Source organism: Acetobacter vaccinii, from assembly GCF_008365315.1.
In the GTDB taxonomy this organism is placed as follows: Bacteria; Pseudomonadota; Alphaproteobacteria; order Acetobacterales; family Acetobacteraceae; genus Acetobacter; species Acetobacter vaccinii.
Genome location: NZ_CP043506.1, coordinates 154,949 through 169,445, shown reverse-complemented (window position 1 = coordinate 169,445; position 14,497 = coordinate 154,949). Strand labels below are relative to the sequence as shown.

The window sequence follows — 14,497 nt, the reverse complement described above, 5'->3', positions numbered from 1 at the left end:
TAAACTAAAATGTTGCCCTTAGAAAAATACGGAAGGCTGTGTGATATTACAAAGTCTGTGTTGTGTTGATCGGACTAATAGTGTCCTGAATTTAACAATATTATTGCTTAGCATACAAAGTTTTTGGTTTATTTTAATATAATTCTTCATCTTTTTGGGTTGACAACGTAATCATGCTGGGTGGTTAATGGGGCGTTACCTAAGCGTTCCATTACATTGCAGCATAAGCGCGGCATGTAGAGCGGGAAGGCTGGAAGATAGTCTGTAATCGGGAGCTTTAAAGCCATGTCACAGCCTCTGTACGTCAAAATTTCGGGTTCTTCTCAGGGTGAAATCACAAAAGGTGCGTTCACTGCTGATAGCGTTGGCAATATCTATCAGGAAGGACATGAAGACGAAGCCTTCTGTCAGGCCATGACCTATAACGTGACCCTGCCGCGTGACCCGCAGAGCGGTCAGGTTACAGGCCAGCGCGTGCATCTGCCTGCATCCCTGACCAAATATGTCGATAAATCCTCCCCTCTGCTGCTGAACGCCATTGCATCGGGCGAAGTGCTGCAGATTGAGGCAACCTATTACCGCACCTCCAGCATGGGCCGGCAGGAAAAGTATTATACGGTCAAGTTTACGGATGCTATCGCGGTTGACTACAAGGCCTACACCCCGCTCGCTCTGGACCCGGACAACGCTGCCTTCCGTGATATGGATGAACTGCATTTTACGTATCGCAAGATCGAAGTGACACACGCAGTTGCTGGCACGTCTGGTGCTGACGACTGGCGTAAGCCCAAGTCCTGATCCGGGATACATTCTTATGGGTCCGGCAGCTTTTGCGGGCTGCCGGACTTTCTATTTTAAGGGTATGTGCCTGAGTAGTGCGTAAAGAAAAATAGCTGGAAGGGGCGGGGCATGTCGGTCGTATATGGCGGGGAAGAAAACAGCAGGGTGCGTGTTTTTGTCCAGCTTCCCTCCTGTGTCGGTGAATTTTCACTATTCCGGCTAGAAGTGACGCAGGCTATTTCCACCTGTTTTTCTGCCTGGGTTGATCTGTTCTGCTCAACGCGCATTGTTGCAAAAGAGACCCTGCGTGAAAGTGCTCTGGTTGGCTTTGGTGAAAACATCAACCAAAGACACACAACCCTTGCAGGAATGATCACTGATATTGAATTTGTAAGGGAGTTTCCCGCTGCCCGTGGGGTGGACGAGGGCTCCACACATCGTTTCTGGTATCGTGTGCGTGTTGCTTCAAAGCTGGAAGCGCTGGCGTATTTTCATCGTCGGACGCTGTGGCGTAATGAAAACTATGAAGCCCCACCCAATCAGTGGGAGCATGATCTGGAACGGCTGGTCAAGGCTGTCTGCACCTTGCCGCGTGAAGGCCTGCAAACGGCTGATCTGGATTTTAAATGTGAGCAGCTAAAAGGCACCGTCACATTCGAGCAAAATACAGCCGCGATGCTGAAATGCGATACGCCCATGATCGCATCTGTTTTGCAGTATGATGAAAATGATCTGGATTTTCTCACACGGGTGACAGCGCAGTACGGCGCATTCTGGTTCAGCAGTGCCGAGCGGCAGGCCGATGATGCCGATATGACAGAAAAACTGATCTTTGCAGTCAATAAAGACAGTTTTCCTCAGCACCCTCGGGTTTTTAGATTCAAGTCGGGTAGCTGCCCAGATGCGCCGACAACGGCAGATGAAGAAGCAGACTTTATTGTTTATCAGGTTGGGTGGTCGCAGGGTCTGGTGCAGGACAAGGTGTCCTTGCGGGACTGGAATTATTATACTCACGATGGAGAAGCCCAGACCTCTACCGCAGACTTGCAGGTCATTGGTAACAGTGCGTCCTTTGCCACTCTGGGGGAAACTATTGAGTATGATACTGGCGTATTTCAGGCCCAGTATTTCAGACCCAAAGGGGGGCAGGACCCTTCGGGGGCCAGAATTGCAAGCGATTATGCCAAATTATGGGGCAAGACAATTGCTGAAAGGCGTTTTCATGCTGGGCAGGCGCACAAGCGACGTGTGACAGGCGTTACCCCTGATCTGTCTTTGTGGGCTGGGATGAGCTTTAAGGTCGTGTGGGGTGTGGGGGACGAAAACATAACCGGCACCGCCGAACACGATGATGCACCAAGCTATATAGCCACAAAGACTGTCCATTCGTGCCAGTTTACACCGCCTGAACTGGCCCCCCTTATGGTGGGTGATCTGGCAGAGACCAGGTCCTTCTGCAAAGTGCATTTTGAGGCCATAGAAGCCAGCGCTCCTTATCACCCAGTGGTAGAGAAGGCGGAGCCCCGTATCAGTGGGTTCTTGCGTGGTGTTGTTGTGCCACCAGGGGACTTTGGGGCCAGTAAACGCCCGGATTCTGCTAAAAACCTGGATAAACCTGCACCTTCACCGTTAAGTCAGGAAGGGTTTTACAGCGTCAAGCTGCCGGGTGTTGCGATGGTTCTGTTTGGCGGCACTGGCCAGTCCACGCGAGAGCCCGATGCTGTGTTACTGCCCATGCCGCTTGCCACGCTTTATGGCGGCAAAAATGTTGGTGTGCACTTTCCACTTCTGGCGGATACAGCAGTGCTGGTGGCATTTAATAATGGGGACCCTAACAGGCCTTCCATTATCGGGGTGGCCCCTGATTATAACACGCAGACCAGCCTCGTCGGGCAGGAGACAGCCTCTGTTAACGAGATCAGGACCCGTTCTGGCCTGATCATGCGTTTCAAGGACTAAGGCCAGCACAGGGCTGTTTGGGAAGGGAGCGCAAGCATGACGGAAATTCTGACAAACGGCTGCCCGTTGCGATGCACGTTTGGCATGGCTCCCAGCGTGTTCCAGACACTCAACCTGCCGGGCAAGCCCGTCATCCTCAACGCTTTTTCCGCAGGTATCGCAACAGATATTGCCCCAGGGGCCAATATTCCGCCATTTGGCATGTGTCAGAGCCTGTCCAATCCGACAGTGGCCTCGGCAACGTCAGCCGCAATGGGGGTTTTGACCCCTATGCCCTGTGTGCCTGTTGTCGCCCAGCCCTGGGCTCCGACAGATCCGGTCATGACATGGAACGGGGTTGCCCTGGCTACGGTAAAAAGCAAATGCCTGTGTGCATGGGGTGGAGAGATTTCGGTGCAGGCCCCTATGGAAACGCTTGTCCAGAGTCAGTGAACTTCGTGGCATCTGCGTGGTGAAGGATATGACGTATGTCCGATACATCAGAAAAATCATCTGATACGGCAAGCATTTTAACGGCAGTCCCTGATTCTGGCGGGCAGAAGATCAATAGTCTGATCCGGCTTGGTGTGTTTGATGCCAGTGTTGAAAAAGACGTAGCCACTCCAATTGCTGATTACCCTTCTGGTCAGGGCAGCAAAGGGACGGCATTGTGGAATAATGGTATTCTGCTGTATTCAAACAGTGCGACGTCTCTTTACAGCGCGAAGTACACGCTTGTTACCGCAGAAAAACGGAGCGATGTTTTCGGTGCCAATGTAACGTTTAACTATACCAATAGTGGCGCTCTGAAAAATATTGCTTGGAGCGATAACGGCTACGGGTATGGCTACAACTTTGGTAAGGCAGACCAGTTTACTGTTGGCGCGACAAGTTCGACAGTCGTGGGGGGGACGTTTTCCCATAGTAATACTCTGAGTATGGCCAGTGTGGGCGGCATTTCCTACTCGCTCAAAAGCCAGTCAGCACTTGAAACTGCGATTAAAGCGGATTTTTTTCGTGTAGGGAAACTCTTCGCCCACTGTCAGTCCGCACAGACGATCGTCAAGGCTGAGAGTGTCAACATGCAGGCTGGCAATGAAATTACCATGGTGGTGAGAGAGCCCCCGCCAGCGAGCATACTCTCAACGTTGAAGACGGCGGACGAGCGCAGTGCACTCCTTCTCCAGAGTGCCAACCAGTTTTTGCAACTTGCAACAATTGCTTTGGCTGAAAGCATTACCCAGAGCCAGAAGACAAAGACGGTTAAGCCGCGTCTGGAGACTATTTTTGCTCTGACCCAGTCGCGTGACGCCATATTGCTGCTGTCACTCATTTTATCCATTGGATTGCGCTACAAAACCAAGGCGGCGGCCATAAAAGGGATCGTCGGGGTTGATGGTGTCGGTCTGGAAATGGATGCAGACAGTGTTCTGATTGCCTGCGGTGCTGCCCGGATCCAGTTGAGCAAAGATGGCAAGATCGCTTTTACAGGCACAGATATTACAATGAACGGGACGAGCTTTAATTTTGCTACGGACAGTGGCGCGACGATTGGCATGGCGCAAGGTGGTGGTGCCGCCGTGACGGTTACTGGCGAAGCAGTGGAAATGCTGGCGACAGAAGCAACTGTGGTGGCAACGGCTGCGGCTGCGAGTGTTGTGCAAAGTAACGTGGCGCAGGCTGCGGCTCAACGGGAGCTTGTACGGGCAGAGGGGGCTATGGACGATGCGACTGCTGCTGTACCGCCTTCGCTTTCACAAGCGCCAGATGCAGCACCTGCGCCCGTAGCAGCGGCAGAGAGTGCGTTGAGCGCGGAGCAGGCAGCAGAAAGCATGGCTGCTGTTGCGGTAAAAGAGGCGATTGAAACTGCTCTGATAGCCGCGCAGCAGGCAGTGACAGCTGCCGAAAGTACTGCCGCTGCCACGCGCGCAAGTGTGCTTGCTGTTGGCAAACAGGAAGGGGCTAATGTGCAGTTGGGGGCAGACAGTGCGACAGTGCATGCCCCTATGCAGGCCGAGTTGGCAACAAGTGCTACAAGTCTGAAAGTGACGCCCATGGCGGTCAAAGCCAGTTAGGGAGCGTGATGGTGCCTATAATAGCCCTTTGAGCAATGGATTGACGGTTATGCTGGTCGAAAACGATACCCCTCTGGTTTTGAAATCAGTTGACGGTGCATTGGGTGACAGAGAACAGGCCTGTAGCATTGTTGTTAAAGGGTGCTTCAGGCTGGTTCAGGCAGGAACGGCCGTTTTCCATTCCAGACCGCCGATGTTCATGGAAGATACGCCATTTCGTGATGATATTGGCCGTAGTCTGGCATGGCCGAGTGATCTGGAGTTATTCAAGCCTAATCTGGATTTTATTGTTCTGGGGTCTTTTTTCGCGCCCGATGGTCTGCCTGTTAGCCAGTCGATGGCGGGTTTTAAGTTCGGGCCGATGGAAAAAGCGGTGCGCATTGTCGGTGCCCGGCAGGCAGTCAGGGATGCAGGCGGCCACTGGCATGTGACCCGGCCTGAACCCCTGCAAAACCTGCCTCTGCGGTGGGAGTATAGCGCAGGCGGGTTGGATGACGCCCGTAATCCTTTCGGTCTTGGTCAAGATGTGGAGGGTGAAGAGGGAGCCCCCTCAGGTACTGGGGTTTATCACCTGCCGATGATTGAGGGCATGAATGATCCGGCCTGGACGCCGGATGCACGGCCCCAGCCTGTTAATCTGGCGCCGGTGCCCCCGATGTTTGAGCAGCGCCGCAGTAAGCTGGGTAAGCGTGATCGCCGCTGGGGGTTGTTTCGGGCTCCCTTGCCCCCCAAGGATTACGATCCAAGCTATACAAATGCCGCCCCCGACGGGCAGCAGGCGGAAGGCGAGCCAACAGGCAGCGAACTACTGAAGCTTTATAACATGCATCCACGTCACAAAGTGCTGGAATGTGGCCTGCCGGACTTTGTGCCTTACGCTGCTGTCGTGCTGCGGGGTGCCACCCGTGCACAGCCTTTGGCGCTACGGCTCGACACGTTGATTGTGCGGCCTGACCTTGAGGAAATGGTACTGCTCTGGCGCGCTGTGGTGCCTGGTGCAGCCAATGGTAATGAGATCGCGAAGGTTGTCTGCCGAGGCCGCAAACGCGCAGGCCCGGAAACGGCACAGGCACTGGCAGACGAGCTGACAGCACAGATGCTTAAGGCAGAAGCCGCTGCCAAGGCCAAGGCAAAATCGGACTTTGATAAGCTTCTGTCAGCCAAACTGGCCAAGGCAGAAAAGACAGCCGCCAGAAACGCCAAACTTCTGGCTGACGCACATACGGATGCAATGCAGGACATTCAGTCCCTTCTGGGGAATGAAAAAATGCCCGCAGATATCAGAAGCAAACTTACAAACCTGTCGTCTGTTGAAGAGATGGAAAAGGCGGCCATGGAGCATATGGAAGCTCTGCTGGCAAAAATGGAACAGGATTATCAGGGGCTGCTCAAATCTGTTGCTGAGAAGTCGGAGGGAGCCTGAGCGTTATTTGCAGGTAATGTTGTGGTGTGATTATTGTTCTTTTAAAGAAATAAATAAATTTTCCTGAAAGTGGAAAAACCCAAGGGCTGAACAGGCGTTATTTTTTGCGTGTTCAGTCGATTGTAATACGCCTTTATTTTTGGAATGGTTTTTGTATGTATGGTGCCCATATGGAGTATGCGGCATGATAGCGGGTAACCAGGACCAAAAGAACCAGAAAGACGCCCGCCTGCGGTCGCTGCATGGCGCATTGCTGGATGTGATGGGCATGCTGAACGGTGTCTTGCGGGAGGAAATGGTTATCCGCGAAGCGGGTATCCGGCTTGACCGTACTTTGTTTCCACTTCTGGCGCTGGTTGACCGTTGTGGCCCGGTTGGTGTGGTGGAGCTGGCTGAGCGTGTGGGGCGTGATTACACCACAGTCAGCCGCCAGCTTGCCAAGCTGGAAAGTCTGGCCCTGGTGGTACGGCGCTGTAGCACTGCTGATCGACGTAGTCGTCAGGCCGTTATAACGTCAGCGGGGCATGATATCGTGGCCCGGATTGATGCGGCGTGCGAGCAGGTCCTGGGCAATGCCCTACAAATGTGGACTGAGCAAGAAAAAGACAGCCTTGTGCAGTCTCTCCATAATTTAGCCAATAGTATTCGTCTTGGTGAGTAAGTTCAGGAACGAAACTTTCAATTCTATTTTTATTTTATTCATACTTTTATATTTTCCATAAAAGTATTAGTTTATTAATATGATCTTGTTTTAAATTTCAATATAATAGAGTGACTTTAACTCTACACTAAACAGATGATACAGTAGGTTAATCGCTCGGCGGTGCCGATGCTGTTGTTATGGCAAACAATTGTTTTTTTTGCACTATGGTTTATTGCAATAGTCAAGCCCAGAAATGCTATATTTGCATTAAGAAAAAAAAGCTTAACAACTTTCTAAAAGATGAATAGCGTGTGAAAAGCCGTAACGCTTGAGGTGAGCGGTCCTCTCCACCCGCCAGCCGCACATTATCAAAAATTTGAGCTGTCTCATCCTTAAGGTTGCATAATGTCTTTGCCCTCAGCGCCAGAAGTGGCAGTTTTGCACGATATCGCGCTCTATGCTGACATGCTTCAGCAGGCAGCGGATGGGGTTATTATTATAGATCACAACAATAGAGTTGTGTTTTTTAATGATGCAGCAGAGCGATTGTGGGGTGTGCCAGCTGCTGAGGTCGTGGGCCGCAACGTAAGTTGCCTTGTGCCCATGGAACATCAGGGTCGTCATGACGGCTATATTGATCAAAACCGCCAGACAGGCGTCAACCGCATTGTCGGCACATCGCGCGAGGTCACATTTACCCGTAGCACGGGTGATTATGTGGCCGCCGAAATGTCCATTTCAACAGCTCTGATCGGGCCGGAAAAGCATCGTTATTACATGGCTTTTGTTAAAGGTATGAGCGAGGAAAGCCACCGCCGTAAGTTGCTGGAGCTTCAGAGCCAGGTTTTTACCCAGCTTGCAGGTGATGCAACCGAGCAGGACATTGCCGACAGATTGTGTGCCGAGGCCGAAAAGCTGGTGCCCAATACTGTGGCAACCCTCTTGCAGGTGACAGAAGACCGCGGGCTGGAAATTCTGTCGGGTGAGGGCCTGCCAAGGCGCAAGGTCAGCATGCTTATGCGCCTGACCCTGACCGATGCGGATGTTGCCGCCCTGATCGCCCAGCCGGAGGAGGCCCGGGCCCTGGTCTGGCTAGGGGGCATGGATGACGGGCAGGAACTGGAACTGCTGGATTGCTGGGCTTCGGCTATTTGCAATCATGCGGGAGAACTGGTGGGGATTTTTGCCCTCTACTCCCGCAACCGCGACAAGCTGACCGACTGGCCCCAGAAAATTGTCTCAGGCTGCGTGCCGTCCTGTGCGGCGATTATTGAAAAAGGCAAAACACAGCAGCGCCTGCGTCGCCTGGGCCGTTATGACTCTCTGACTGGGTTGCTAAACCGTACGTCTTTGTCAGCCATACTCAAGCGGATGACGTCGCAGGAAACCCCCCAGCCATTTGCTTTGCTGGTGCTGGATCTGGACCTGTTTCAGGACATCAATAATTTCCTTGGGCATGACCAGGGCGATGCGGTGCTGCGCAATGTGGCCCAGCGCCTGTCCATGCAATGCCGGAGCAACTTCATTATCAGCCGTCTGGGTGGGGATGACTTTGTCATTGTCATTCCCGAAGGCAACCGTGACATTGCCAGCAGCTTTGCCGAGAGCCTGACAGTGGCCATGACAGAGCCGATTGAGGTCAACGGGCAGGAACTCGTATTGTCCTTCAGCATTGGGATCAGCCTTTACCCTGATGATGGCAGGGAAGTTGAGCAGATTTTCACCCATGCTGAAGTGGCCATGCGCGACGCCAAAAAGACCGCGCGTGGCAGTTTCCGCCTGCTCGATACGGTTGTGAATGATGAGGTTCGCTCACGTCTGATTATTGGTTCCGCATTGCGTCGGGCGATCCGCAATTCGGAACTCAAGCTGTTTTACCAACCCCAGATCTGCAACGGTTCGCGCACGTTATACGGGGTGGAGGCGTTGTCGCGCTGGCGGCATTCAACGCTTGGGGCCATCTCTCCGGCACGTTTTATCCCGATCGCGGAAGAGACCGGACAGATCGAAGCTCTGGGCCGCTGGTCGATGGAGGAAGCCTGCCGCCAGATGGTCGAATGGGATCAGGCGGGTATTGTGGTGCCTGTGGTCAGCGTCAATGTCTCGGCTGCGCAGTTTGCCGTGCCGGGGCTGGACCGGGATATCGCAGACCTGCTGAGCAAATACCAACTGGCCCCCGAACGCCTGACAATCGAGATTACAGAAGGTGCGATGATGCATCAGACAGCGCAGAGCAAAGCCATTCTCGCCGCTATTCGCGAGATAGGGGTTGGCCTGTCGCTGGATGACTTTGGGACAGGCTTTTCGTCCTTGTCCCGCTTGGCACAACTACCTCTGACCGAGATCAAGATTGACCGCAGCTTTGTCATGAACTTTGGGCAGGATGTCAGTTCCCTGATCGTGACTGAGGCCGCCATTACCATTGGTAAGCGCCTGGGCGTGCGGGTTGTGACGGAAGGTGTGGAAGACGCCACGCAGGAAGCCAAGCTGTCAGAAATCGGGTGCGATGTCATGCAGGGCTATCTGTTCGGCAGACCCATGCCCCCGGCAGATATAGGGCCGTGGATGAAGGCCTTTGCCAGCAAGGACTGAACGGTAAGGAGGTGGGTCTAGGCCAGCCTCCTTCTCCACGGTCTATTTTTACGGTTTGATAGGACGGGCTGAGTATTCCGTCTCAAGAAGCCACAGGCCCGTTAAGGCTCGGCTCCTGCATGTCTCCGCGCCCTTTGTGACAGCTGACAGGCAAGGCGATGGCCTTGCCTGCTCGGTAGTTTGTCAGGATTTTTGTTCTTCCGAAATCCGGTCAATGCGGGGCAGGGTCAGGACGGTTATCAGCGTTACCGCAGCACAGGCTGAAACATACCAGGCAAACCAGCTTTCATGCCCAATGTGTTTGAACCACAGGGCAATGTATTCTGTCGTTCCACCAAAGATCGAGACTGTCAGCGCATAGGGGAACGCAACCCCCAAGGCACGCACACGGGTTGGGAAAAGCTCGGCCTTAACAATGGCGTTGATCGAGGTGTAGCCCGAGGCCACAACCAGCGCAGCAACAATCAGCCCAAACGCCATCCAGGCGGAGGAGGCATGAGAGAGCAGGGCGAGCAGGGGGGCTGTGCACAGCGTTGCGCCAAAGCCAAAAAACAGCAGCAGAGGTTTACGGCCTATTTTGTCAGACACGGCACCAAAAACGGGCTGTATGGCGGCAAAGACCAGCAGGCTGAGGGCCGAGATCAGGGTCGCACTCTCACGCGAGAAGTGCAGGCTGTTGGCCAGGTATTTCTGCATGTAAATGGTGTAGGTGTAAAAGGCGACCGTGCCCCCCAGTGTCAGCCCGCAAACCCGCAGCACGGCAGGCCAGTATTGCAGCATAACGGCAAGGCCACCTGTATCATTCTTCTGGCGGGATTTTTCAAAGCTGTCGCTTTCCACCATGTTGCGGCGCAGCCAGAACACAAGCACAGCCCCGCACGCACCAATCAGGAAGGGAATGCGCCAGCCCCAGTCCTCAATCTGCTGCGGGGTCAGCAGCACATACTGCATGAACAGTAGCAGCAGCAGGGCCAGCAACTGCCCCATGACCAGCGTGACATACAGGAAGCCAGACCAGAAGCCCCGGTTCTGGGGTGTTGCTACCTCGGCCAGATAGGTGGCGGAGGCCCCGTATTCTCCCCCCAGGCTCAGGCCCTGTAATAGGCGTGCGCAGACAAGGATCACAGGCGACAGCAGGCCGATCTGGGCATAGGTGGGGCAAACCGCGATGGAGAGCGAGCCAAGGCACATTGCCAGCACGGAAAAGCTGAGCGCCTGCCGCCTGCCATATTTATCGGCCGCCATGCCCAGCAGCCAGCCACCGACCGGGCGCATGAGAAAGCCCACGGCAAAGACTGCGGCAGCGTTCAGCAGTTCGGCGGTCTGGTTGCCATGCGGGAAAAAGGCATGGGCAAAGTAGATTGTGAAGGAGGAGTAGACATACCAGTCAAAATACTCCAGCAGGTTGCCAGCCGAGCCAGCAAGCATGCCGCGGATGCGTTGCAGTGTGTTCAAATTCCGCTCCTCTGATGTTCAGCGTGTTGTTCTGTGTTCTGAACATGCCTGGTGTGAGGCTATGGCTTATCATTTTTTTTCGGCCATTGTCAGCAGGGGGCACGGGGTCGTGTGGGCATGTAAGCAAGACGTGTAAAGGATACTTGCCCTTGGCCTGGACATGAGACAAAACAGGCTATGAGTTCTTTAATTGTTCTTGTATGCGCACTGATTGGTGGGGTGGTTCTTGGCGTGTCCTTGGCCCTGCTGCTGGGGCGGAAGGAAAAAGGCAGCGCGGATTCAGACCTGCTGGCCCGCCTGTATGTCATGATCGAGCGGGAAACCGCCATCACCCGTTCGGAAACCGCCTCCCAACGTTCGGCTCTGGCTGAGATGGAGCGGGGCATGGGGGAGCGCACGGAAAGAATGCGCTCGGCTCTGGCTGAACAACTGGGCGCACTGGCCGGTGCCATGGGGCGGGAGCAGGCCGAGGCCCGCGCAGCACAGGCGCAGTCCTTGCAGGCTCTGGCGGAAACATCGGCCCGGCAGATCGAAACCATACGCACAGCGGTGACAGAGCAGTTGCATCAGGCGGTGGAGCGCCAGATGCAGACATCGTTCCAGCGTGTGCTGGAGCAGTTTTCGGCCATGCAGAAAGCCATGGGCGAAGTTCAGGCCATGACCGCGCAGATCAGCGACCTCAAGCGGCTGTTTGGCAACGTCAAGACGCGGGGTGGCTGGGGGGAGGCCCAGTTGCGCTCCATTCTTGACGATGTGCTGCCACCCGAGGCCTATGAAAGTAACGTGCGGCTGGGCACGGGCAACGAGGTGGTTGAATTTGCCATCCGTATGCCTGTGCGCTCCACAACACCACCGCTGATGCCACTGGACAGCAAATTCCCCACCGAAGCGTATGAGCGGTTGCTGAACGCAGCGGAGGAAGGCAATGCCGCGGCCGAAAAGGCCGCCCGCAAATCGCTGGAAAGCACAGTGCGGCTGGAAGCCCGCAAGATTGCGACAAAATACATCCACCCTCCGCAGACCGTGGAGTTTGCGGTGCTCTACCTGCCAACAGATGGGCTTTACACAGAGGTCGCACGTATTCCGGGGCTGATTGATGAAATCGGCCGCCAGTTCCGGATCATGATCATGGGGCCAGCACTCATGCCCGCCATGCTCAGAACCATCCATCTGGGGTATGTGACGCTGGCGCTGGAGGAAAGAACGGAAACCATTGCCCGTCTGCTGGGTTCAACACGGCAGGAAATGCTGCGTATGGACGCCGTTTTGGACAAGCTGGCCAAAAATGCCCAGGCCATGTCCTTTTCGATCGAGGAGGCCCGCAGGCGCACGCGTGTTGTCAGCCGCAGACTGAAAGATATGGATGAACCCACAGGCAGCACGCCTGAAGGGGATGACTCTGAAATCGAATTTACTGGCGCAGCGGGGGACATGGCGGCATCACAGTAAGGATGGAACAGGAAGGTGGATATGGCGAAAGAGGATACCGCATTCCAGGAACAGGAAGGCAGAACGGTTCTTCTGATCGAAGATGACAGCGCGATCGCGGAAGAAGTCATAGGCGAACTGAAGGCCCGCGGTTTTTTTGTGCGCCACGCAGCGCGGGGTGACACAGGGCTGGAAACCGCCTTGCTGGGCGAAGCCGATGTCATGGTTGTGGACCGTCTTCTGCCCGGTATGGATGGGTTGAGCGTGATCGAGAACATGCGCCAGCAGGGTGTGCGCACCCCGGTGCTGGTGCTTTCGGCCCTGTCGGCTGTTGATGACCGCGTGAGCGGGCTGAAGGCGGGCGGGGATGATTACCTGACAAAACCCTTTGCAGCCGAGGAACTGATCGCCCGGTTGGAAGCTCTGCTCCGCCGCCCGGATGACACGCGCGTGACCAAGCTGCGCGCAGGCCCGCTGGAAATGGACCTGATCGAGCGGCGTGTCTGGCGTGACGGGCGTGAGATTGACCTGCTGCCAAGGGAGTTCCGGCTGCTGGAATACCTCATGCGCAGGCCCGGACAGGTGCTGACCCGCTCCATGCTGCTGGAGGATGTCTGGCAGTATCGTTTCATCCCTCGCACCAACCTGGTGGACGTGCATATCGGCAAGCTGCGCCGCAAGATCGATGTGCCGGGGGAGGAACCCCTGATCCAGAGTATCCGGGGGGCAGGGTTCCAGTTGCGTGTTTCTGACTGAACTTTTCCGCACCGCAACTTTTCGCATCACGCTCATGGCGCTGGCCGCCATGGCTGGTGTCATGATCATGCAGTTCGGTCTGGTCTATGCCCAGATGGAAGCTGTGGAATCCCGCCGCTCCACCGAAATTCTGGAAGGCGAGGCCGAACTTTTGTCCCAGATGTCGCCCGAACATCTGGAATATGTCATCCGCAGGCGTGCAACGGGCGACCTGCGGCTGCTTATCAGCAGTGTGGGTCTGTTTGACCCAGGGCATGCGTTGATAGCGGGCGACATGCACACATGGCCGCATGGCCTCAAGCCCGATGGCAAGCCGCATAACGTCAGGATTTATCCGGAGGAGGGTGACCCTTACCCCCTGCGCCTTCTGGCTGTTACGCTGTCCAACGGCACGGTGCTGGTGCTTGGCCGCAGCTTCCACCTTCTGGCGGAACAGAAGCTGATGCTGCGGCACACAATGCTGGTGGCTGCGGCCCCGACATTCATGTTCGCGTTGTTTCTGGGCATTGTGCTCAGCCACCGTGCCTTGTCCCGCGTCAAGGATATGCACGAGGCGATAGACCGCATCATGGCGGGTGATATCCACGAGCGCCTGCCCGCCGCCAAAGAGCGGGATGATGTGGAACGACTGGCCGGGAGCGTGAACCGCATGCTCGACAGGCTGGAACATCTGATGGACGGCATGCGTGAAGTGGGCAACGACATTGCCCACGACCTGCGCACCCCCCTGTCCCGGGTGCGGGCGCGGCTGGAACGCGCTGTGGCTGCGGGGGATGGGGTGGAAGGGCAGAAAGCGGCCATGAGCCGTGCTGTGGATGATCTGGACCAGTGTCTGGGCATTATCACCGCCCTGTTGCGGATTGCCGAACTGGAGAACAGCCGCCGCACGGAGGGCTTTGCCGAGGTCTCCCTAGGGGAACTGGTGGAGGATGTTTTCGACCTGTACGAACCCATTGCGGAAATGGAGGGTAAGCGGCTGTTAAAGCACCCTCAGTCCACGGTTGTGCAGGTTTGGGGTGACAGGCACCTGCTGATAGAAATGCTGGCCAATCTGGTGGACAATGCCATCAAGTTCACCCCTGAAGGCGGCAGCATTACCCTTGATTTCGGCAGTGCGCCGGGCTGTGCCATGCTGATGGTGACAGATACCGGAGTAGGCATAGCCCCGGAAGAACGGCAGGTTGTTCTGTCGCGTTTTTACCGTTCTGACAAAAGCAGGCATGTGCCGGGCAGCGGGCTTGGCCTGAGCCTGGTCAGCGCCATTGCCCACCTGCATGAAGCCTCTGTCAGTATCGAGACCGGAACGCACGGTGTGGGCACCTGTTTCCGGATTGTTTTCCCAACGTAGGGTGGCCGCTGTGCGCAGGGGTTCATCCAATTTTCACTGGTCGGGCGGGAGTTTATGTG

At 55.3% G+C, this 14,497-nt stretch carries 11 protein-coding genes; 10 read left to right on the top strand and 1 reads right to left on the bottom strand.

Annotated features, from left to right (window positions below; translation table 11 throughout):
* Positions 1-285 precede the first annotated feature (285 nt).
* The 7 genes from FLP30_RS00730 (at position 286) to FLP30_RS00700 (ending at position 9,451) form a co-directional block, all read left to right on the top strand.
* Positions 286-798: an Hcp family type VI secretion system effector gene (locus FLP30_RS00730; protein WP_149277902.1), complete on the top strand. Its 513-nt coding sequence runs from the start codon at positions 286-288 to the stop codon at positions 796-798.
* A 111-nt stretch (positions 799-909) separates the two neighbouring features.
* Positions 910-2,739, top strand: a complete 1,830-nt coding sequence (locus FLP30_RS00725) for a contractile injection system protein, VgrG/Pvc8 family (RefSeq protein WP_149277901.1) — start codon at positions 910-912, stop codon at positions 2,737-2,739.
* Positions 2,740-2,775: 36 nt separating this feature from the next.
* Positions 2,776-3,171 carry a DUF4280 domain-containing protein gene (locus FLP30_RS00720; RefSeq protein WP_149277900.1) on the top strand — a complete coding sequence of 132 codons (396 nt, stop codon included), beginning with the start codon at positions 2,776-2,778 and terminating at the stop codon, positions 3,169-3,171.
* 35 nt (positions 3,172-3,206) lie between these two features.
* Positions 3,207-4,793, top strand: coding sequence for a hypothetical protein (locus FLP30_RS00715; protein WP_149277899.1), 1,587 nt, complete (start codon positions 3,207-3,209; stop codon positions 4,791-4,793).
* 49 nt (positions 4,794-4,842) lie between these two features.
* Positions 4,843-6,216 (top strand): DUF2169 family type VI secretion system accessory protein, encoded by a 1,374-nt coding sequence (locus FLP30_RS00710; RefSeq protein WP_149277898.1) that lies wholly within the window; start codon positions 4,843-4,845, stop codon positions 6,214-6,216.
* 184 nt (positions 6,217-6,400) lie between these two features.
* Positions 6,401-6,877 carry a MarR family winged helix-turn-helix transcriptional regulator gene (locus FLP30_RS00705; protein WP_149277897.1) on the top strand — a complete coding sequence of 159 codons (477 nt, stop codon included), beginning with the start codon at positions 6,401-6,403 and terminating at the stop codon, positions 6,875-6,877.
* Between the two features lie 387 nt (positions 6,878-7,264).
* On the top strand, positions 7,265-9,451 hold the full coding sequence (locus FLP30_RS00700) for a sensor domain-containing protein (RefSeq protein WP_149277896.1): 2,187 nt from the start codon (positions 7,265-7,267) through the stop codon (positions 9,449-9,451).
* Between the two features lie 183 nt (positions 9,452-9,634).
* On the opposite strand, the gene FLP30_RS00695 is transcribed toward FLP30_RS00700, so the two are convergent.
* Complete coding sequence (locus FLP30_RS00695; RefSeq protein WP_149277895.1) at positions 9,635-10,906, bottom strand: MFS transporter; 1,272 nt, start codon at positions 10,904-10,906, stop codon at positions 9,635-9,637.
* A 177-nt stretch (positions 10,907-11,083) separates the two neighbouring features.
* Here FLP30_RS00695 and FLP30_RS00690 point away from each other — a divergent pair, with 177 nt between their 5' ends.
* Genes FLP30_RS00690 through FLP30_RS00680 form a run of 3 tightly spaced genes read left to right on the top strand, consistent with a single transcriptional unit; the run spans position 11,084 to position 14,438 of the window.
* Entirely contained in the window at positions 11,084-12,355 is a 1,272-nt protein-coding gene (locus tag FLP30_RS00690; RefSeq protein WP_149277894.1) for a DNA recombination protein RmuC, read from the top strand.
* Between the two features lie 21 nt (positions 12,356-12,376).
* Positions 12,377-13,090 (top strand): response regulator transcription factor, encoded by a 714-nt coding sequence (locus tag FLP30_RS00685; RefSeq protein WP_149277893.1) that lies wholly within the window; start codon positions 12,377-12,379, stop codon positions 13,088-13,090.
* On the top strand, positions 13,077-14,438 hold the full coding sequence (locus tag FLP30_RS00680) for a sensor histidine kinase (RefSeq protein ID WP_149277892.1): 1,362 nt from the start codon (positions 13,077-13,079) through the stop codon (positions 14,436-14,438). The genes FLP30_RS00685 and FLP30_RS00680 overlap by 14 nt, the downstream gene beginning before the upstream one ends.
* Positions 14,439-14,497: the final 59 nt, after the last annotated feature.